This is a genomic window from Arthrobacter sp. 2MCAF15, assembly GCF_052115605.1.
GTDB lineage: Bacteria > Actinomycetota > Actinomycetes > Actinomycetales > Micrococcaceae > Arthrobacter.
The window spans coordinates 105601-124983 of sequence record NZ_JBFRGZ010000001.1; the positions used below are offsets into that span (position 1 = coordinate 105601).

14 protein-coding genes and 2 tRNA genes are annotated in these 19383 nt (G+C 66.5%); 10 read left to right on the top strand and 6 right to left on the bottom strand.

What is annotated here, in order from left to right; all coding sequences use genetic code 11:
• Nucleotides 1–178 precede the first annotated feature (178 nt).
• The 4 genes from AB4089_RS00470 to AB4089_RS00485 all read left to right on the top strand — a co-directional run bounded on the left by AB4089_RS00470 (nt 179) and on the right by AB4089_RS00485 (nt 5114).
• Nucleotides 179–1327: a YlbL family protein gene (locus AB4089_RS00470; RefSeq protein WP_441407390.1), complete on the top strand. Its 1149-nt coding sequence runs from the start codon at nt 179–181 to the stop codon at nt 1325–1327.
• A gap of 216 nt (nt 1328–1543) precedes the next feature.
• Nucleotides 1544–4543, top strand: a complete 3000-nt coding sequence (locus tag AB4089_RS00475; protein WP_441407391.1) for a UPF0182 family membrane protein — start codon at nt 1544–1546, stop codon at nt 4541–4543.
• A gap of 174 nt (nt 4544–4717) precedes the next feature.
• Nucleotides 4718–4791, top strand: a tRNA-Met gene (locus tag AB4089_RS00480).
• A gap of 249 nt (nt 4792–5040) precedes the next feature.
• Nucleotides 5041–5114: transfer RNA gene (locus AB4089_RS00485), tRNA-Met, on the top strand.
• Nucleotides 5115–5295: 181 nt separating this feature from the next.
• On the opposite strand, the gene AB4089_RS00490 is transcribed toward AB4089_RS00485, so the two are convergent.
• The 3 genes from AB4089_RS00490 to AB4089_RS00500 all read right to left on the bottom strand — a co-directional run bounded on the left by AB4089_RS00490 (nt 5296) and on the right by AB4089_RS00500 (nt 9920).
• Entirely contained in the window at nt 5296–6720 is a 1425-nt protein-coding gene (locus tag AB4089_RS00490) for a cryptochrome/photolyase family protein (RefSeq protein ID WP_441407392.1), read from the bottom strand.
• Nucleotides 6721–6916: 196 nt separating this feature from the next.
• Nucleotides 6917–7708: a PspA/IM30 family protein gene (locus AB4089_RS00495; RefSeq protein WP_441407393.1), complete on the bottom strand. Its 792-nt coding sequence runs from the start codon at nt 7706–7708 to the stop codon at nt 6917–6919.
• A 160-nt stretch (nt 7709–7868) separates the two neighbouring features.
• Entirely contained in the window at nt 7869–9920 is a 2052-nt protein-coding gene (locus AB4089_RS00500) for a TPM domain-containing protein (protein ID WP_441407394.1), read from the bottom strand.
• Nucleotides 9921–10216: 296 nt separating this feature from the next.
• Here AB4089_RS00500 and AB4089_RS00505 point away from each other — a divergent pair, with 296 nt between their 5' ends.
• The 6 genes from AB4089_RS00505 to AB4089_RS00530 all read left to right on the top strand — a co-directional run bounded on the left by AB4089_RS00505 (nt 10217) and on the right by AB4089_RS00530 (nt 16921).
• Nucleotides 10217–11998, top strand: a complete 1782-nt coding sequence (locus AB4089_RS00505) for a trypsin-like peptidase domain-containing protein (protein WP_441407395.1) — start codon at nt 10217–10219, stop codon at nt 11996–11998.
• A gap of 315 nt (nt 11999–12313) precedes the next feature.
• A complete protein-coding gene (locus AB4089_RS00510) occupies nt 12314–13114 on the top strand; it encodes an electron transfer flavoprotein subunit beta/FixA family protein (protein WP_441407396.1) in 801 nt (266 codons plus the stop codon).
• Nucleotides 13115–13129: 15 nt separating this feature from the next.
• Nucleotides 13130–14083: an electron transfer flavoprotein subunit alpha/FixB family protein gene (locus AB4089_RS00515; protein WP_441407397.1), complete on the top strand. Its 954-nt coding sequence runs from the start codon at nt 13130–13132 to the stop codon at nt 14081–14083.
• 4 nt (nt 14084–14087) lie between these two features.
• Entirely contained in the window at nt 14088–14867 is a 780-nt protein-coding gene (locus AB4089_RS00520) for a PIG-L deacetylase family protein (protein WP_441407398.1), read from the top strand.
• Nucleotides 14868–14942: 75 nt separating this feature from the next.
• The gene (locus AB4089_RS00525; RefSeq protein WP_441407399.1) at nt 14943–15473 is read left to right on the top strand and encodes a gluconokinase; all 531 of its coding nucleotides are present in this window, start codon (nt 14943–14945) and stop codon (nt 15471–15473) included.
• 53 nt (nt 15474–15526) lie between these two features.
• Nucleotides 15527–16921 carry a GntT/GntP/DsdX family permease gene (locus AB4089_RS00530; RefSeq protein WP_441407664.1) on the top strand — a complete coding sequence of 465 codons (1395 nt, stop codon included), beginning with the start codon at nt 15527–15529 and terminating at the stop codon, nt 16919–16921.
• Between the two features lie 155 nt (nt 16922–17076).
• Here the strand turns inward: AB4089_RS00530 and AB4089_RS00535 are convergent, their stop codons facing one another.
• The 3 genes from AB4089_RS00535 to AB4089_RS00545 all read right to left on the bottom strand — a co-directional run bounded on the left by AB4089_RS00535 (nt 17077) and on the right by AB4089_RS00545 (nt 19359).
• On the bottom strand, nt 17077–17961 hold the full coding sequence (locus AB4089_RS00535) for an anti-sigma factor (RefSeq protein ID WP_441407400.1): 885 nt from the start codon (nt 17959–17961) through the stop codon (nt 17077–17079).
• A gap of 10 nt (nt 17962–17971) precedes the next feature.
• Nucleotides 17972–18577 (bottom strand): ECF RNA polymerase sigma factor SigK, encoded by a 606-nt coding sequence (gene sigK, locus AB4089_RS00540; RefSeq protein WP_441407401.1) that lies wholly within the window; start codon nt 18575–18577, stop codon nt 17972–17974.
• Nucleotides 18578–18891: 314 nt separating this feature from the next.
• Nucleotides 18892–19359, bottom strand: coding sequence for a tRNA (cytidine(34)-2'-O)-methyltransferase (locus tag AB4089_RS00545; RefSeq protein ID WP_441407402.1), 468 nt, complete (start codon nt 19357–19359; stop codon nt 18892–18894).
• Nucleotides 19360–19383: the final 24 nt, after the last annotated feature.

The following is a 19383-nucleotide window of genomic DNA, read 5'->3' on the forward strand; positions in this document are numbered from 1 at the left end:
AAACCGCGCCACGTTCGCTGTAGGCAAAGAGCGGTCCGGGGTGCTAAGCGCGTAGGCTTGGAAGTTGGAATATTTGCACGCGGCAGCCTCGCGGTAGGCTGCGGCCCTGGTGCGTGGTCGCGGTGTCCTGTCAGGCTTGTCAGGGCCGCCCCTCGTGCCGGCACGGAGAGGTCGTTCAATGACAGTCACCCAAGGTGAACAGCCCGCCAGCGACCCCGCGGCCGGCCCCGTCCGGGGCAGGAGAGCGCGGCTGGCCGGCATTCGTGCGCCCCGCAAGCGCAACAACCGGTCCTCGGCCATGCTGGTCTCGGGGCTGCTAGCCGTGGCCCTGGGCATCACTGCGGTGAGCCTGCCGGTGCCGTACGTGGTCGAATCTCCCGGGCCCACCTTCAACACCATCGGTCAGGACAACGGCAAACCGGTCATCAGCGTTACCGGCCATGAGACGTTTCCCGCCAAAGGCAGCCTGGACCTCACCACCGTCTATGTCGACGGCGGCCCGAGCGGTCCGGTGACCGTCTTCGAGGCGTTTTCGGCTTGGCTGAACGGCACGAAGGCCGTCTACCCCCAGGAGCTCCTGTTCCCGACCGGCGTCACCAAGGAACAGTCCCAGCAGGAAAGCGCCACCGCGATGACGACCTCCCAGGAGAACGCCATCGCCTCGGCAATGAAAGAACTGAATATTCCGTTCGGGCAGAAACTGCAGGTCGCCGGCCTCCCGGACGACTCCGCTTCGAAGGGGCTGCTGCAGGACGGAGACGTTCTGGTCTCCATCAACGGCAAACCCATCACAGCGCTGGCCGTCGTCCAGGCCGAACTGGCCGCCGGGAACGGCAAACCCGTCAAGGTCGTCGCGGAACGCGCCGGCGCGCAGGTGCCCGTCACCATCACCCCGGCCAAAAACAGCGCGGGGCGCTATATCCTCGGCGTACTGCTGCAATACAAGTTCACCTTCCCCTTTGACGTCACGATCTCCCTCGATAAAGTCGGCGGCCCCAGCGCTGGCATGATGTTCGCGCTCGGCATCATCGACACCGTCACCCCCGGTGACCTGACCGGGGGCAAGCACATCGCGGGGACCGGAACCATCACCCCGGACGGTGCCGTGGGTCCCATCGGCGGGATCGCCCAGAAAATGCACGGGGCGCGGTCCGGCGGCGCCACCTTGTTCCTGGCCCCCGCGGCCAACTGCGACGACGTCGTGGGCCACATTCCCGACGGCCTGCAGGTGGTCAGGGTCGAGAACCTCACCGAGGCCCGCAAAGCGGTGGAACTGGCCGCGTCAGGCGGCGACACATCGGGCCTCCCTGTCTGCACCAGCAACTAGACTGGCCGCGGAACTAAGCGCCGGCCCCAGTCGTGGCACTAATGACGGCCGCCGCCGTCCCGCCGGGACCCTGCTGCAGGGCCCTGACGGAACGGCAGCGGCGGCCGCTAGAATGCATCAACCCCGGCACGGCCGGCACTTAGTCGCAGGACTGAGTTACAGCAGCGACTAATAACTAAAAACCAGCAGTAGACGACCAGCTATGAGGTACCGAGTTTGTCCCGTCCCGCCAGCACTGTCCCGCCCGGAAGACCCCCGACACGACGCGGCGCCCTGACGCCGACGCTGATCATCGTGGCCTTGATAGTGGTCGGGTTCATCTTCTTCGCCAACGTTTGGACGGATGTCCTCTGGTATCAACAGCTGGGCTTCTTCGAAGTGTTCATGACCGAGAACCTGGCCAGGATCGGGATCTTCCTGGCAGGGTTCGCCGCCATGTTTACCGCCGTCTTCTTCGCCATCCGCGTGGCGTACCATGCGCGGCCGGTGTACGCGCCCGATTCGGAAATCCGGGACAACCTGAACCGCTATCAGGCCCAGCTCGAACCGGTCCGCCGCGTGGTGATGGTTGGACTTCCCATCCTCTTTGGCCTGTTCGCCGGCAGCGCCGCCGCCAGCCAGTGGCAAAAAGTCCTGCTGTTCCTGAACCAGGAGCCCTTCGGCCAGAACGATCCGCAGTTCGGCCTGGATATCAGCTTCTACCTCATGACCCTTCCGTTCCTCGGTTTCGTCACCGGGTTCCTCATCAGCGTCACGGTGGTCGCGGGCCTTGCCGGCATCCTCACCCACTACCTTTACGGCAGCATCCGGATCATGGAACGCGGGATCTTCACCAGCCGCGCCGCCCAGATCCACCTGGCTGTCACCGGCACAGCCTTCCTGCTGCTGATGGGCGTCAACTTCTGGCTGGACCGCTATTCCACAGTGCAGAACAACAGCGGGCGCTGGGCGGGCGCGCTGTACACGGACGTGAACGCCGTCATTCCGACCAAGGCCATCCTGGCGGTGGCCGCTGCGATCGTCGCCGTGCTGTTCATCGTCGCCGCGGTGATCGGCAAGTGGCGCCTTCCCGTGATCGGCACCGCCATGCTCATCATCACGGCCATCCTGGCCGGCGGCGTCTACCCCTGGGTCATCCAGCAATTCCAGGTCCGGCCTTCGGAGCAGACACTGGAGAACCAATACATCCAGCGGAACATCGCCATGACCCGTGCCGCCTACGGCCTGGATAAGGTCCAGGAAAAGCGGTACAACGCCACCACTGCCGCCACCACCGGCGCGCTGGCCCCCGATGCGCAAACCACCGCCAACATCCGCTTGCTGGATCCGAACCTGATCTCGGATGCGTTCTCCCAGCTTGAGCAGTACCGGCCCTATTACCAGTTCCCCAGCGCCCTGAATGTGGACCGCTACGAGATCGACGGCAAGATCCAGGACACGGTCATCGCCGTCCGTGAACTCAACCCGGACGGGCTGGCCACCAACCAGCAGTCATGGCTGAACCGCCACGTCGTCTACACCCACGGCTACGGCGTCGTTGCCGCCAAGGGCAACAAGTTCACCGTTGACGGCAAACCGGACTTCCTGCAGTCCGGCATCCCGTCCAACGGCGCACTCGGCAACGATTCGACGTACCAGCCCCGCATCTACTTCGGCCAGGACTCGCCCGACTACTCGATCGTGGGCGCCCCGGCCGGCGCCGCGCACCGCGAGCAGGACAGGCCCGCGGGCAAGGAAGGCGACGCCGAAACCCAGTACACCTTCACCGGCAACGGCGGCCCGAACGTCGGCAGCTTCTTCAACAAGATCCTCTACGCCATCAAGTTCCAGTCCTCGGACCTGCTGCTTTCGGACGGCGTGAACGCAGAATCCCAGATCCTCTACGACCGCAACCCGCGGGACCGCGTCGAGAAGGTAGCGCCCTACCTGACCGTGGACGGCAACCCCTACCCCGCCGTCGTCGACGGCCGGGTGAAGTGGATCGTGGACGGATACACCACGAGCCCGTACTTCCCATACTCGCAGCAGGAGCAGCTCTCCGCGGCCACGGCCGATTCGCAGACCGCCGCGAACCGGACGGTAGCCCTGCCGAACAGCACGGTGAACTACATCCGCAACTCGGTCAAGGCCACAGTGGATGCCTACGACGGCTCCGTGACCCTGTACGCCTGGGATGACCAGGACCCGGTGCTGAAGGCGTGGGAGAAGATCTTCCCGACGTCGGTGAAGCCGTATTCGGAGATGTCCGGCCAGCTCATGAGCCACGTGCGGTACCCCGAGGACCTTTTCAAGGTCCAGCGGGAGCTCCTGGGCCGCTACCACGTGACCAATCCGGACAGTTTCTACACCAACATTGATGCCTGGTCCGTTCCTAACGACCCGACCGTCAAGGACGAGGTCAAGCAGCCGCCGTACTACATGTCGCTGAAGATGCCCGACCAGGACAAGCCCGCGTTCCAGCTGACCTCCTCGTTCATCCCGCAGGTGGTCAACGGCAACGCCCGCAACGTGCTCTACGGCTTCCTGGCCGCGGACTCTGACGCAGGCAACCAGAAGGGCGTCAAGGCGGACAGCTACGGCCAGCTCAGGCTCCTGCAAATCCCGCCGGAAACCCAGGTCCCCGGCCCCGGCCAGGCACAGAACAAGTTCAACTCCGACCCCACCGTTTCGCAGGCCCTGAACCTGCTGCGCCAGGGTGCCTCCGCGGTGCTCAACGGCAACCTCCTGACGTTGCCGGTAGGCGGCGGCATGGCGTACGTCCAGCCCGTCTATCTGCGCTCTACGGGTGAAACCTCCTACCCGACCCTGCAGCGCGTCCTGGTGGCGTTCGGCGACAAGATCGGGTTCGCACCCACTCTGGATGAGGCGCTGAACCAGCTGTTCGGTGGAAACTCAGGTGCCGCGGCAGGGGACTCGGCCAACAAGGGGCAGACCCCGGCCACGCCCACCACACCCGGGGGTACACCGGCAGCGCCTGGCACCACCGACGCGAAGGCGGAGCTGAAGGCCGCCCTGGACGACGCCAGCGCCGCGATCAAGGCCGGCCAGGACGCCCTGGCGAAGGGTGACTTCGCGACCTACGGCGACCAGCAGAAGAAGCTGGCCGCGGCGCTGCAGAAGGCGCTCGAGGCCGAGGCGAAGCTGGAAACCCCGGCACCGGCCGGTACGGCCACGCCGGCGCCGTCGGCCAGCCCGTCGGCGACGGCGGGCGGCTAGCCCCGCGCGGAGCCGGTCCCGTGCCGTACGCAGACCACAGGCCGGGTTTGCCCTCCACAGAGAGGGCAGGCCCGGCCTGTGGCGTTCGACGGCGGCTACCGCGGGCGGCGAGATGCACATCACGTCACCTCGATTTGGCCTCAAGTTCACCGGCAGGTAGAGTTGATCTTGCGACGCGGGGTGGAGCAGTTCGGTAGCTCGCTGGGCTCATAACCCAGAGGTCACAGGTTCAAATCCTGTCCCCGCAACTGGAGAAAAGGTCCGGAACACTGGAAACAGTGTTCCGGACCTTTTGCTTTAAGCGCCGCGGGCCCGCCCCGGATGCGGTCCGGGGGCACTTTTGGCACGGACGCGCCGAGGAGGCTGGACGCAGGGGCCGGAATGGTGTCCAAAGGAGCCCCGGTCGGCCGGCGGCCATCCCCGATTGCGCCCACCAGGGCTAGGAATGGGGCAGTGGTCAGGGCGGCCCGGAAACTAGGGTAGAGTTGATCAAGCGACGCGGGGTGGAGCAGTTCGGTAGCTCGCTGGGCTCATAACCCAGAGGTCACAGGTTCAAATCCTGTCCCCGCAACCGAGGAACACCAGCAGGACAAACTGCAAGATATAGGAAAGGCCCGGATCTGATGATCCGGGCCTTTCCTTTTGCCCCCGCGGACTGCTACCTCTGCAGGTGGCCACTTCTTCCGCGCGGCGCAACCCGGGCCGGAACTCATGGGCCCGGGTTGCCGGTCGTCTGCCGGTCGTCAGCGTCGTCAGCCGTCCTTGAGCCGCTGATATGTGGCCAGGGCACGTGCCCGGGTCTCAGCAAGGTCCACGATGGGTCCAGGGTAGCCGTTGGCGCCGTCAGGGGCCTTCCAGGGCTCGTGGACCGCCTTGTCGTCCAGGCCGGCCAGTTCGGGGATGTAGCCGCGGAGGTAACGGCCGGCGGCGTCGAACTTCTTGCTCTGGGTGACCGGGTTGAAGATCCGGAAATACGGCGAGGCGTCGGCGCCCGAGCCCGCCACCCACTGCCAGTTGGCCGGATTGCTCGCGGCGTCGGCGTCCACCAAGGTGTCCCAGAACCAGGCCTCGCCCAGCCGCCAGTCCGCCAGCAGGTTCTTCACCAGGAAGGACGCGGCCGCCATGCGCACGCGGTTGTGCATCCAGCCGGTCTGCCAGAGCTGGCGCATGCCGGCGTCAACCAGTGGATATCCCGTGTGGCCCTGCTGCCAGGCTTCCAGCTCGTCTCCCGACGGCGGCTGCCACTGAAAGCCGTCGAATTCCGGCCGGTAGTTCCGCGTCGCCAGGTCAGGATTCTCGTACAGCAGCTGCCAGCAGAACTCCCGCCAGCCAAGCTCGGAGCGGAAGACGCCGACGTCGGCCGGTGCGCCCGGCGGAAAACTGTCCCGCAGCGTGTGCCAGATCCGGAAGGGGCTGAYTTCGCCAAAGCGCAGATGCGGGGAGAGCCGGGACGTGCCTTCGACCCCGGGAATGTCACGGCCGGTGCCATATTCCGCTGCCGGCCCCTCCACGAAATCCATCAGGCGGCCGTGGGCGCCGGCTTCCCCGGGTGTCCAGGTGCCAGCCAGCCCCGTGCTCCAGTCGGGGTCGCGGGGGAGCAGGCCCCAGTGCTCGAGCGTGTCACCGGCCGGTGGTCCGCCGGCACTGCTGGCTGCCGGAGCAGGCAGCCGGTCCGGGGCGGCCAGCGGTTGCCGGGGCTCGGCGCCGGCCAGGCAGGCCTTCCAGAACGGCGTGAAGACTTTGTAGGGCCCCCCGCTGCCGGTCCGGACGGTCCATGGCTCAAACATGAGGTTGGCTTGGAAGCTGGTGGCCCTGATGCCCTCCTCAGCGGCCCAGCTCTTCAGGGCGGCGTCGATGCTGCGCTCAGGCTCGCTGTACCGGCGGTTCCACAGCAGCGTGTCGGCAGAGGTGTCCGCGGCGAGGTCTTTGATGATCCCCTCAGCCGGGCCGCGACGGAGCACCAGCCTGGACCCCATGGCCTCCAGCGCCGCGGCGAGCCCGGCCAGGGAGTGGTGGAGCCACCACTTGACCGCCCCGCCCAGGGGCCGGACGCCGGGAGACTCCTCATCCAGGACGTAAACGACGGTCAGTGGCGTGCCCAGGGCCGCGGCCTCCGACAGGGCGGGATTGTCGTCCAGCCGGAGGTCGTCGCGGAGCCAGACAAGGGTCGAAGACATGAAACCACGGTACACGCGCGGCCGCGGGTACCGTGCAATGGCGGTAACGGTGCAAGGGCAAGGGCAAGGGCAAGGGCAATGGCAAGGGCCGGCCCCCGGCGGGCGAACCTGGAGTCAGGTGCACCCGCCGGAGACCGGCCCTGGTCAAACGTGCGTGCGGAAGGCACTTCCGGCAAAGTCCGCCGGAAGGGTCAGGTCACAGCTTGTCGAAGTCTGCCTCGTCCACCGTGGAGTCGGACGCAGCCGGGGTGGCGCCCGTGCCGATGGCCGCGGGGGAGCCGCCGGACTTCAGCGCCGCCAGCCGGGCTTCGATCTCGGTCTGCTCGCCCAGGTCCTCCAGTGAATTGAACTGGGCGTCCAGGCTCGAGGCGGCGAGCTCCTGCTGGCCGCGGACCTTGGCTTCCTCGCGGCGGATCTTCTCTTCAAAGCGGCCCACCTCGGACGTGGGGTCCATGATGTTGATGCTCTTGAGGGCGTCGTGGACCTGGCTCTGTGCCTCGACGGTCTTGGACCGGGCCACCAGCTCATTGCGCTTGCTGGTCAGTTCGTTGAGCTTGCCCTTCATCTGGTCCAGGCCCTGCTTGAGCTTGTCCACCACCTCGGACTGGGAGGCGATGTTCGGCTCGGCGGCCTTGGCCTCGTTCTCGGAGGCGATCTGGCGCTGCAGCGCAACTTTGGCCAGGTTGTTGAACTTCTCGGCGTCGCCGGCGTCGCCCTTGGCGCGGTATTCATCGGCTTTTCGCGACGCGGCGAGGGCCTTGTTGCCCCAGTCGTGGGCGTTGCGGACGTCCTCGTTGTAGTCGTCCTGGAGCATGCGCAGGTTGCCAATGGTCTGGGCCACGGCGGACTCGGCCTCCGCGATGTTGTTCGTGTAGTCACGGACCATCTGATCCAGCATTTTCTGCGGATCCTCGGCCTGGTCCAGCAAAGAGTTGATGTTGGCCTTTGCCAGCTGCGCCATGCGGCCGAAAATGGACTGCTTAACCATGGTGTTACCTTTCGTCCTGCTCTGATGTCTCACTGAATCCAGTGATCAGATGATGTGTGTCGCTTCTAGTCGCTGTCCGCCGGTTGTGGCCGGCGCGTGGTCTGTGGTGAATCGCATCGCTGTTTCCCGGTGCTGTTTCAGGTCCGGTTGCGGCAACGGGTCAGAAACTCCCGGAGTCGCCGCCGCCGAAGTCGCCGCCGCCGCCAAAGTCGCCGCCGCCGCCCCAGCCTCCGCCGGAATCGTCGCCGCCCCAGCTGCCTCCGCCTCCACCCCAGCCTCCGCCGCCTCCGCCGTGGAGGATTGAGTTGATGAGGATTCCGCCGAGGATCGCCCCGCCGAGCCCGCCTCCGCCGCTGCCGCCGAACATCCCGCCGCGGCCATAGCCCTGGTTGGCGTAGCCGCCGAACTGGTCAACATCGGACTGGGCCAGCTGCGCGGCCTGGGCCGCCAGCGCGTAGGCCTGCTGGGCGTACTGAAGTGCGGTGACCGGGTCGGTGCGGGAGATGGACAGCGCATAGTCCAGGTTGCGCTGGGCTTCCGCCAGGCGTGTGCGGGCGTCGGTGCCCACGCCGCCGCGGCGGGCGGTGATGTAGTCCGACGTCGCGCTGATCTGGGCCTGGGCCGACATGATGCTCTGCTGCAGTGACGCCTGGGCGCGGCGCGCCTGTTCCTGCTGGTCGCGGATTCCGCCCAGCGACTGGTCGAGTGTCTGGTGCGCCGCTTCGACGCGTTCCAGGGTGGCGATGGGATCGATCTTGCCGCCCTGGATTTCTGCCTTCACCTGGGCCAGCGCTGCCTCCACTGCGGCCACCGGACCGGAAAGCTCCGGATGGGCGCCGGACTGGAGCATCGCTTTCGCCTGGGCCAGGTCCTGGGCAGTGTCGACGACGGCGGATTCCAGGCCGCTGCGCGCCTCGTCGAGGCTGCCAGCCACCTTGGTGATGGCCCCGATCAGCACGTTGGTCTGGTGCAGGCTCTCTTCGGCCGCACGCACAGCCACCGCGGCAAGGCCGTTCTCGCCGGCGGCGAGCTTTTCCTGCGCCGCGGTTGAGGCGTTCTGCACGAATTCGAGGCGTTCCTTGGCCTGCTTGATATTGTCCGCAACCTGGACCAGGGCGCTCTCGGCGTACTTGGCGCGCAGGTCCGTCAGCGATTGTTCGGCGCTGGCGATCTTGGCCTCGGCTTCCGCGGCTCCGGCACCGACGGCGGCGAGGGCCTGCGGGGCGTTTTTCTCCAGCTCCCGGAGGGAATCGAAGTCCGCCTTTTGCTCCTGCAGTGATGCCAGAGCTGCCTCGGAGCGGCGGATGATTTCGCCAAGCCAGCTCCGTTGCTGCTCCTCGGTGTCGGGGATGTGGTCGTCCAGCTGCTGCTGCAGCTTGAACGATTCCGTCATGTGCCCCTTGGCCTCCTGCAGCGCCTTGGTGAAGTTGCCCACCGCCGAGTCACCGTATTGGGCCTGGGCGAATCCAAGTTCCTGTTCGCTGGACTTGATGGCGTCATCGGCCTCGATCAGCAGCGAATCGCTCTTGCGGCGCAGTTCAGCAACGGTCAGGCCCGCCAGCGGATCCAGCTCCGCACCCTGGGGTCCGTAGGACGCCCCGGCACCCTTGCCGGCCTTCTTCCGGCGGTTGCGGAAGTACAGGTAAGCTCCGCCACCTGCCACGGCCACGACGCCGACTCCCACCAGGACGGCGCTGCCCGCTCCGGCGTCGGAGGGCACAGTGCCGCTGCCGCCGGACGCCGCGTCGCCCACCGCGCCAGCGGTATCAATGGCCGCCTGCGCGAAGTCGCGCTTCCCGCCGGCCAGGTTCGGGACTATGGCGTTCTGGGTGATGTCGGACGTCTTGGGGTAGATCGCGCTGGCCGAGTTGGGCGAGAAGTAGTAGTGCCCGTCGTCGGACATGGTGAGGATGACGTCAGCCTTGCCCATGCCCTTGTTCGTTGCGACAGCCTGGGCCCACGCCTTGGGGTCGGCAGGGTTCTCGAAGGTCTTTGCCGTAATGACATAGAGGTTGTACTTGTGGTCCTTCAGGAGCTTCTGGATGGCGTCCTGGACCTCGGCCTTGCGGCCGCCGAGCACGTTGCCGCTGTCCACGATGTTCTGCCCGGACGGAATAGTCACCGGATCTTCGGCCAAAGCTGGAGCGGCGGGGAGCGCCAGCAATCCAGCGACGCCGAGGACGGCGAGGAAACGATTCAACTTAGACCGCATGTGCAACCCTTCAGCACTTCTGGGACCGGTTCGGTCGAACCAGCCGTCACAGAAAGCAGCAGCGCCCCCACGCAGATGTAAAGCCGCAGGTCGCTGTGGCATTTCCATTTGATTCTATGGTGCACCCAAATGGCAGTCCACCTAGGGGAATATGCCACCAGCGAAACGCGCCTAAACTGGGAAACACAGGCCTGCAGGCCGCAAGCTATCCGTTCAGGAACCTCCCAGCAAATGTCCGCTCTAGTGTCAGCCAGAGCGTCCATAGTTATAGGCAGACGAGGATGAAAGGAAGTCTCATGACTGAGAACCCAGTGCCGGGTGCGTCACCGGAGCCGACACCACAGAACCGGGAACCAGCGGCAGCGCAGGAGGGCTCACCGGAGCAGACGCATGCTGTTGGTGCGTCCGAGGCGGCGCCCGGTAGCCCGGCGAGCCCGGCACCTGAGAACCCGACCCTCCGGCTGGACCGCGCCGAGGACGGCGCGCCGCGTCCGGTCTACCAGCAGCAGCCCTCCGAGCCCCAGCGCTCCGCCGCGGATACCCAGCAGTTCGGCGCACCCGCCCAGCAAAATTCAGCCCAGAATACTCAGGCCCAGAATACTCAGGCCCCGATCAATCAGGCCCAGCAGGCGGGCCCTTACGGCGGATCGTCCCAGCCCGGCCAGGGGCACGGCCAGCCCGACCAGCCCACCCACCCGCCTTACGGCCAGGCGCAGCACGGCCAGGCCCAGTACGGACAGCCGCAGTATGGCCAGTCCCAGTACGGTCCTGCACCCTACGTTGCCCACTCCGGTGGCCAGCCGCCGCAGGGGCCGTCCTATCCTTCCGGCTCGAGCTTTGCGAACAACCCGGCGCATGCCCCCAAGCGCAAGGCGGCCTTCGGCGTGCCGACCCTCGTGGCCAGCATCGTTGCGGCCGGCCTGATCGGCGGCGGCGTGGTGGCTGGCAGCAACGCCCTGCTGGCGGACCGTTCGTCCACGGCGGCCACAAGCAGCACCACCCAGGCAGGGCCGGTGATCGTCAACAACCGCGAAGACGTCAACGCCATCACCGCCGCCGCCCTCAAGGCTTCTCCCAGTGTTGTGACCATCAAGGCAACCAGCGGCAGTGACGGCGGCACCGGCAGCGGAATCATCCTCGACGCCGAGGGCCACGTGCTCACGAACACCCACGTTGTCACGCTCGACGGCAAGGCCGCTAACGCCACCGTGGAGGTCCGGACGAGCGAGGGCAAGGTTTTCTCCGCGAAGGTCGTCGGCACTGATCCGCTCTCCGACCTCGCCGTGATCAAGATCGATAATCCCTCGGGCCTGGTCCCGGCAACGCTGGGCGACTCCGGGAAGCTCAACGTCGGGGACACCGCCGTCGCCATCGGATCGCCGCTGGGACTCACCGGCACGGTCACGGACGGCATAGTCTCGACACTGAACCGGACCATCAGCGTGGCGTCCTCGGCCGCGCCGAAGAACGGTGCGGACAATTCCCAGGGCGGTGACCAGGGCTTCCAGTTCGCGCCTCCGGGCGGCGGCCAGACCCCCAGCACCGCGGATCAGGGATCCATTTCGATCAACGTCATCCAGACCGATGCGGCCATCAACCCGGGCAACTCCGGCGGCGCGCTGGTGAACACCAAGGGCGAAATCATCGGCGTCAACGTCGCGATTGCCTCCGCCGGCGGCGACTCGGCCACCGGCAGCAGCAGCGGCAACATCGGTGTGGGCTTCAGCATCCCGATCAACAACGCCAAGCGCGTGGCCCAGGAGATCATCAGCAACGGCAAAGCCTCGCACGGGCAGTTCGGCGTAAGCGTGAAGGCCAAGGCCGCAGGCTCGTCCTCCTCCGGGTTCTCGGTGGGCGCTGAGGTCGCGACCGTCGAGTCCGGCTCGGCCGCTGACAAGGCCGGGGTCAAGGTCGGCGACGTCGTGACGAAGTTCCAGAACCTGACCATAAGCGATCCCAACCAGCTGACCGCAGCAGTGCGCGAACAGGCGGCGGGTGCCACGGTCAAGGTCACGGTCCTGCGCGGCGGCCAGCAGAAGGATCTCGACGTTACCCTCGGCACTGCACCCGAACAGTAGAACCAGAACAGTAGAACCAGAACAGTAGAACCACTGCAATAAAAAGCACGGCAGGCAGTGACAGCAAGGCCGGGCCGCACCGAATGTGAAATGGTGCGGCCCGGCCTTTTGCGTGCCGGTCCTCTGCCGGTGGGGACTGGTGGTCCGGCTTGCCCGGCGGGGGCGCTGACACAGGCGTTAACCGTGGCCGCGTTGCTGGGCAGCTATATGGTTAGCTAGGAACAGCCCGGCTGCCGGGCGTTCCGTGGCCATGACCCCGCCAGGGGCGGCTATCCACCCGCATGGAAGGCTGCTGTAGACACAGTGGAAGAAACTTTGAAAATCATTGTGCTGGTCAAGCACGTCCCGGATGCGCAGTTCGACCGTCACCTCACCGGTGGGGCCAACACCGTGGACCGCTCCGAAAGCATCCTGTCCGAGCTGGATGAGTACGCCCTGGAGGCTGCGCTGCAGCTGACCGAGGCCCGCGGCGGGGAAGCTGCCGGCAACAAGGTCATCGCCCTGAGCATGGGGCCGGCCGGCGCCGTCAATGCGGTCAAGAAGTCCCTCCAGATCGGCGCCAGTGAAGGCGTGCACCTCAGCGATGAGGCCCTTGCCGGTTCCGACGCCGCGGCCACGTCGCTGGCCCTGGCCGCCGCGATCCGCCACCTGGGCGCGGACGCCCCGGCGGACCTCATCATCACCGGCATGGCCTCCACGGACGGCGAGACCTCGCTGGTTCCTGCCCAGCTCGCTGAGCGGCTGGGGCTTCCGCAGGTCACCTTTGCCGCATCGCTGGAGCTCGACGCCGGCAAGCTCACCGCCCGCCGCGACGGCGACACGCACGCGGACACCATTGAGGCCGACCTGCCCGCCGTCGTGTCCGTCACCGACCAGATCAATGATCCCCGGTACCCGAACTTCAAGGGCATCATGGCGGCGAAGAAGAAGACCATCACCACCTTGAGCCTGGCCGACATCGGCGTCGACGCGGCCCAGGTGGGCGCGTCCGGTTCCTGGACCGGCGTCGAGACCGCAGAGGCCCGCCCGCCGCGCACGGCCGGCACCATCATCACGGACGAAGGCGACGCCGGCATCCAGCTGGTCGAGTTCCTGGCCGCCCAGAAGCTGCTCTAAGGGGATTAACCGAATATGGCAAAAGTACTCGTTTTCATCGACAACCCCGGCAAGGCGCTGAAGAAGTCCAGCCTGGAACTGCTCACGATCGCCCGGTCCCTGGGTGAGAGTGTTGCTGCCGTCAACGGCGAACTGCACGACGACGCCGCCTCGGCCCTGGCGGCCTACGGCATAGGCGCGCTGTACGTCCCGTCCGCGGCTGACCTCGACGACTACCTCGTGGGACCCAAGGCATCCTTCCTGGCTGCCGCCGTGGGCGCTGCCGGGGCGGACGTGGTCCTGGCCGAGAACTCGGCCGAGGGTAAGGAGATCGCCGCGCGGCTCAGCATCAAGCTCGGCGCGGGTGTCATCACCGACGTCGTGGCCGTGGACCCGGACGGAACAGCACACAAATCGGTGCTTGCCGGCTCCTACACCACCACGGCGAAGGCCACGACGCCCGTTTCGGTGCTGACCGTGAAGCCCAACAGCGTCACGCCCGAGCCCGCGGTCACCGCCACGGCGCCGGAAAGCACCACCGTGCAGGTTCCTGCCGATGCCACCGCGGCCGCCGCCCGGGTCACGGCCCGCAGCGAAAAGCCTGCCAGCGGACGCCCCGACCTGACCGAGGCCCGGATCGTCGTGGCCGGAGGCCGCGGCGTGGACGGCGACTTCGGTCCGCTGGAGGACCTTGCCGACGCCCTGGGCGCGGCCATCGGCGCCTCGCGGGCCGCCACGGACGCCGGCTGGATCGGCCACGACGCGCAGATCGGCCAAACCGGCAAGACGGTTTCGCCGCAGCTCTACATCTCCGCAGGAATTTCCGGGGCCATCCAGCAGAAAGCCGGCATGCAGACCGCGAAGGTGATTGTCGCCGTGAACAAGGACGCCGAATCGCCGGTTTTCGAGATCGCGGACTTCGGCGTTGTGGGCGACCTCTTCCAGGTCCTGCCGCAGGCTACCGCGGAAATCAAGAAGCGCAAAGGCTGACCGCATGAACACCAACGCCGTTCCGGCGCAAAGCCCGTTCGACCCGGAAACCTCCCGGATCGAGCGGGTGCTTTGTTTCACGGCCCACCCTGACGACATCGACTTCGGCGCCGCCGGCACCGTGGCGGCCTGGACCGCCGCCGGAGTCCAGGTCAGCTACTGCATCATGACTGACGGCGACGCCGGGGGCTTTGATCCCGGGCAGCGCGAGGAAATCGTGCGGCTGCGCATTGCGGAGCAGGAGCGCGCCGCTGCCCTGGTCGGCGTCACTGACATCCATTACCTGCATCAGCGGGACGGCTACCTCGAACCCTCGCATGAGGTGATGCGCGAGGTGGTGCGCCTGATCCGTGAGCTGAAGCCCGACGTCGTGGTGTCCATGCATCCGGAACGGAACTGGAACCGGATCCAGAAGAGCCATCCTGATCACCTGGCCGTGGGGGAGGCTGTGACCCGTGCCGTGTACCCCGCGCTGGAAAACCCCTTCGCGTACCCGGAGCTGGCCGAGGCCGGGCTGGAGGCCTACAAGCTGCCCTGGCTGTGGCTCTTCGCCGGGCCGGAAGAGCGCGAAAACCACTTCGTGGACGTCACGGAGCACGTGGACAGCAAGCTTGCCGCCATCCATATCCACGTCAGCCAACACCCCGACGTCGACGCCATGGAGCGCACGGTCCGCGGCCTGATGCTCGGCACCGGGGCCCGTGCCGGACTTCCCGCCGGACGCAGCGCCGAGGCGTTCCATGTCGTAACAGTCAACGGCCAGGGGACCATCGCCGGGTTCTAGTGTTGCCGCAGCACAACCTCTGCCATAAGCTGGCCTCTGTTTAAATCATATTTATTTGATGGAAGGCAGACTTTGATGGCGAAGACTGCGCAACACCCCGTTCTTGTGATCATGGGCGTCTCCGGATCCGGCAAATCAACTGTCGCCGGACTGCTGGCCGGCCGGCTGGGCTGGGACCTTGCCGAGGGCGACGACCTCCACCCCGAATCAAACGTGGCGAAGATGCACGCAGGCCAGCCGCTGACCGACGAGGACCGGTGGCCCTGGCTGGAAAGTATCGCCGACTGGATCCGTGCCCACACAGAGGCCGGGACTCCCGGCGTCGTGACCTGCTCGGCGCTTAAGAAGCGGTACCGGGACATCCTGCGCGGCGAAGGGGTGGTCTTCGTGTTCCTCGAGGGGTCACGGGACAAAATCTCGGACCGGCTGGCCTCCCGTCACGGGCACTTCATGCCCCCGGCCCTGTTGGAGTCCCAGTTCGACGCGCTCGAAGCGCCCACGCCGGACGAAAACTCTATTTCCCTGTCCGTCTCCGCAACGCCTGCGGAAGAAGCCCAGGAAATCATCACCCGACTTAATCTCGACGCTGCCGACGCCAGGCCCTGAGCCTTCCCGCGTTCTGCCGCGACCAAGGAATTTTTGTGAAATCTCTGATAGCAATGCAGCTTCCGGCTGCCGTTGAAGCCGGGTCCGGCGTCAACACCCAACTACTGATCATCGCGGGCCTGGGCATCGCCCTGCTCGTTGTGCTGATCGCCAAGTTCAAGTTCCACCCCTTCCTGGCCCTGATCCTGGGGTCCGGTTTCGTCGGCCTCGCCGCCGGCGTGGAACCTGCGAAGGTGATCATCAACTTCGAAGACGGTGTGGGCGGCGTCCTGAAGGAAGTTGGCCTGCTGGTCGCGCTCGGCGCGATGCTGGGCAAGCTGCTCGCTGACTCCGGCGGCGCCAACCGGGTGGTCGACACCCTCCTGGCCAAGGCCACCGGAAACAAGCTGGTCTGGTCCATCACCCTAGTGGCAGTCATCATCGGCCTGCCGATGTTCTTCGAGATCGGGCTCGTCCTGCTCCTGCCGGTGATCGTCCTGGTCACGCAGCGTTCGAAGATGCCGCTCATGCGCATCGCCATCCCGGCGCTGGCTGGCCTGTCCGTGCTGCACGGCCTGGTGCCCCCGCACCCGGGACCGCTGATCGCGATCAGCGCCGTCAAGGCCGAACTCGGCACCACGCTGGCCCTCGGCATCCTGGTTGCCATCCCCACGGTGATCATTTGTGGTCCGCTGTTTTCGCGCCTCGCGGCCAGGTGGGTGCCGGTTGGCGCCCCCGCCGTCGCCGGCGGCGTCGACACCGTGCACGGCGCGGACATGGAGGGCGTCAAGCGCCCGCCGAGCTTCCTCGTCACGCTGCTGACCATTCTCTTCCCGGTGGTGCTCATGCTCCTCAGGGCGGTCGTGGACATCATCTGGCCGGACCCCAAGACGGCCCCGGCCATCCGGATGTTCTTCGACTTCGTCGGCCAGCCGCTCGTGGCCATGACGCTGGCCGTCCTGCTGGCCATGGTGACCTTCGGCTACGCCGTGGGACTCAATGGTGCCTTGATCACGAAAAAGATCAGCGCCAGCCTCGGCCCGATCGCGGGAATCCTGCTGATCGTCGGCGCGGGCGGCGGCTTCAAGCAGACGCTGATCGGCGCCGGCGTGGGGGACTCCGTGAAGGCCTGGGCGGAGGGGACCAACATGTCCGTCCTTGTGCTGGGCTTCATCGTGGCCGTTGCCCTGCGCCTGGCGACCGGTTCGGCCACCGTCGCGACCGTGACCGCCGCCGGCATCGTGGCACCGCTGGCGAGTTCACTGACACCGACCCACGCCGCTTTGCTGGCTCTCGCGATCGGCGCCGGCTCGCTCTTCTTCTCGCACGTGAATGACGCCGGGTTCTGGCTCGTCAAGGAGCTGTTCGGACTCAGCGTGGGCCAGACGTTCAAGACCTGGTCGGTCATGGAGACGCTGATCTCCGTGATCAGCTTCGGCCTGGTCATGCTGCTCTCGACGGTCTTATAGCTGTACGGGCGGGGCAGCAACGCCGTCGTTTGATGCCTTAAAGACGACAATGCCGCCCGGCCTTGGCACCCTTCTACGGAAGGAGCCAAGGCCGGGCGGCTTTGTCGTCTCAGGGATACCTGGAGTCGTGCGGCTCCGGGTATCCCGCCGGACTGCTAGGCGTTCAGCGGCGCTGCTGCCACGGTCGGCAGCGTTGGCGACGCGGATCCGCCCTCGGGTTCCACGGTAATGCCCAGGGCTGCGGCGGAACCGATGCCCTTGACCACTGCGGGCTTGGCCAGGGCTTTGGCGTCCATGAGGCCCTGCGATATCGGTGCCGAGCCGTCCTTGGGGATCAGCCACATCTGGTAGACCTTGCCCGCGGGCGGAGCCGGGACGCCGTTCATTTTGACGACGGCGGCGTCCCTGGACGCGGAAATCGTGACCGTCGCGGTACCGCCTCCGTTGACCTCAACGGTGGCCTGGCGGACGTCGCTGGCCTGCATCACCTGGTTCAGCGGATCGTTCTGGTTGGCCACATACGCGCTCACTCCCACGCCGCCGAGGGCGATCACGCCGGCAGCGGCGACGCCGACAAGCCAGTTCCGCATGCCCTGAGGCCGGCGGCGTTCTTCCCTGCGCTTGCGGGCGGCACCGAGTTCGTCAGTGGCGGGCACTCCGGAGCTCTCGCCAACCGGATTCGGCATCACGGGCGCGGTCCCCGGTCCCGTGCCGGGCAAAGGTACCACCACAGGGGCCTGCACCGATGTCTGCGCCGGCAAGGTGGACATGATCCGGTCCAACAGTCCGGGCGGGGGCTCTTCCTCGGCGGTGAAGCTGGCGGCCAGGGTCTCCCGGGCCTGCCGGACACGCTCGTTGAAGGCATTCTTCTCTGCTGCCGGTGCGGAAGCGAGGAAGTGCTCGATCGCGGCGCGTTCGGCGTCGTCCACGGCGTTGAGGGCGTATACCTCGGCAAGGTCCACGAGGCGCCCGGAAGCCAGGTCAGCGGAGATCTCTGCGGTGAAGCCGCCGGGGAGGCGGCTGTTGTCATGCGGATTCATGTCGGTCAATTCAGCTCACCCCCAAGCAGGTCTTCAGTCGGATTAGTCCATCGCGGATGCGGGACTTGATGGTAGGAACCGCGGCGTTCAGCCGCTCGGCCACTTCGCGGTAGGTGAGGCCGCCGTAGTATGCCAGGCGCACGGACTCCTGTTGCGTCTCGGTGAGCGTCTCCAGGCACCGGACCACGGCCTCGGCCTCGAGCCGGCTGCCGACCTCGTCAGAGACGGAATCGTGGTCGATTTCCTGGCTGCTGGCGCCGTACTTGGCTTCGCGGTCGGTGGCGGACTGCGATGAGCGGACCTTGTCAACGGCCCTGCGGTGGGAGATGGTCATCAGCCAGGCGAGCGGGCTGCCGGCCGCGGGATTGAACTTGGAAGCGTTCTGCCAGACCTGCAGGAAGACTTCCTGCGTGGTGTCCTCGCTGAGTTCGGTGTCGATCAGGACCCGGCGGGCCATGCCGAATACGCGCCTCGAGGTGAGGCTGTAGAATTCCGCGAACGCTGCCTGGTCGCCCTGCGCAATCAGTTCGAGCAGGCTGCCGAGCCGGCCGTTGATGTCGGCTGAGGTACCCGCAGGTGCTGCGGCCTCGGGGTTCGGGGCATTCGGAGTATCCATCACCCCCAAGCATAAGGCGCCAATGGGCGCCCGCGGGCCAAGAGGTGCTGCATGCGGCGACGGGCCGGGCCCTGCCTCCCGCGCAGGGTGTCTATCCACCGGGGCTCGTTCCAGATGTACTGTTCTCACCCGCCTCTCCTCGCTTCCTTCCGTTTTGTCCCCAAAAAACGTGCTGAGTTGACGGTCTTGTGTCCGCCTTCAGAAGTGATTCGGTGCGACCCTGAACCCGGATGGGCGGTGCCTGCAGGATTCTTTGCCGCGGGCTCCTCACCCGGGGCAGCCAACGGTCCTGCCGGCTCCCCGCGGTGGACCCGTTACAGCTTGGCGCCCGCGAACCCGTTCTGCCGCCACGCCTCATAGACAGCGATGGACGCCGCGTTGGCCAGGTTCAGCGAGCGGAGCGCCGGCAGCATCGGCAGGCGGACGCGGGACGTCACCCGCGGACTGTATTTGATCTCCTCGGGCAAGCCCACGGATTCAGGACCAAACAGAAGGACATCGCCCGCGCGGTATTGGATGTCGGTGTACGTCGTTTCGCCGTCGGAGGTGAAGGCAAAGACCCGCTCCGGCTGCAGCGCCGCCCAGGCCGCGTCGATGTCCGGGTGCACGGTTACGACGGCGAGATCGTGGTAATCCAGGCCGGCCCGGCGCAGCTTGGCATCGGAAAAATCAAAGCCCAGCGGCTCCACCAGATGCAGTTCGGCGCCCGTGATGGCTGCCAGCCTGATGGCGTTTCCGGTATTGCCGGGGATTTCGGGGGTGTGGAAGAGGATGCGGAACACCTGTCCATCCTAGCGAGCCGCCGG

What these genes read in the sequence shown, in the direction of transcription:
- AB4089_RS00470 (WP_441407390.1), top strand. Translation starts at nt 179, where the DNA reads ATGACAGTCACCCAAGGTGAACAGCCCGCCAGCGACCCCGCGGCCGGC.
- AB4089_RS00495 (WP_441407393.1), bottom strand. Translation starts at nt 7,708, where the DNA reads ATGGTTAAGCAGTCCATTTTCGGCCGCATGGCGCAGCTGGCAAAGGCC.
- AB4089_RS00500 (WP_441407394.1), bottom strand. Translation starts at nt 9,920, where the DNA reads ATGCGGTCTAAGTTGAATCGTTTCCTCGCCGTCCTCGGCGTCGCTGGA.
- AB4089_RS00505 (WP_441407395.1), top strand. Translation starts at nt 10,217, where the DNA reads ATGACTGAGAACCCAGTGCCGGGTGCGTCACCGGAGCCGACACCACAG.
- AB4089_RS00515 (WP_441407397.1), top strand. Translation starts at nt 13,130, where the DNA reads ATGGCAAAAGTACTCGTTTTCATCGACAACCCCGGCAAGGCGCTGAAG.
- AB4089_RS00520 (WP_441407398.1), top strand. Translation starts at nt 14,088, where the DNA reads ATGAACACCAACGCCGTTCCGGCGCAAAGCCCGTTCGACCCGGAAACC.
- AB4089_RS00525 (WP_441407399.1), top strand. Translation starts at nt 14,943, where the DNA reads ATGGCGAAGACTGCGCAACACCCCGTTCTTGTGATCATGGGCGTCTCC.
- AB4089_RS00530 (WP_441407664.1), top strand. Translation starts at nt 15,527, where the DNA reads ATGCAGCTTCCGGCTGCCGTTGAAGCCGGGTCCGGCGTCAACACCCAA.
- AB4089_RS00535 (WP_441407400.1), bottom strand. Translation starts at nt 17,961, where the DNA reads ATGAATCCGCATGACAACAGCCGCCTCCCCGGCGGCTTCACCGCAGAG.
- sigK (WP_441407401.1), bottom strand. Translation starts at nt 18,577, where the DNA reads ATGGATACTCCGAATGCCCCGAACCCCGAGGCCGCAGCACCTGCGGGT.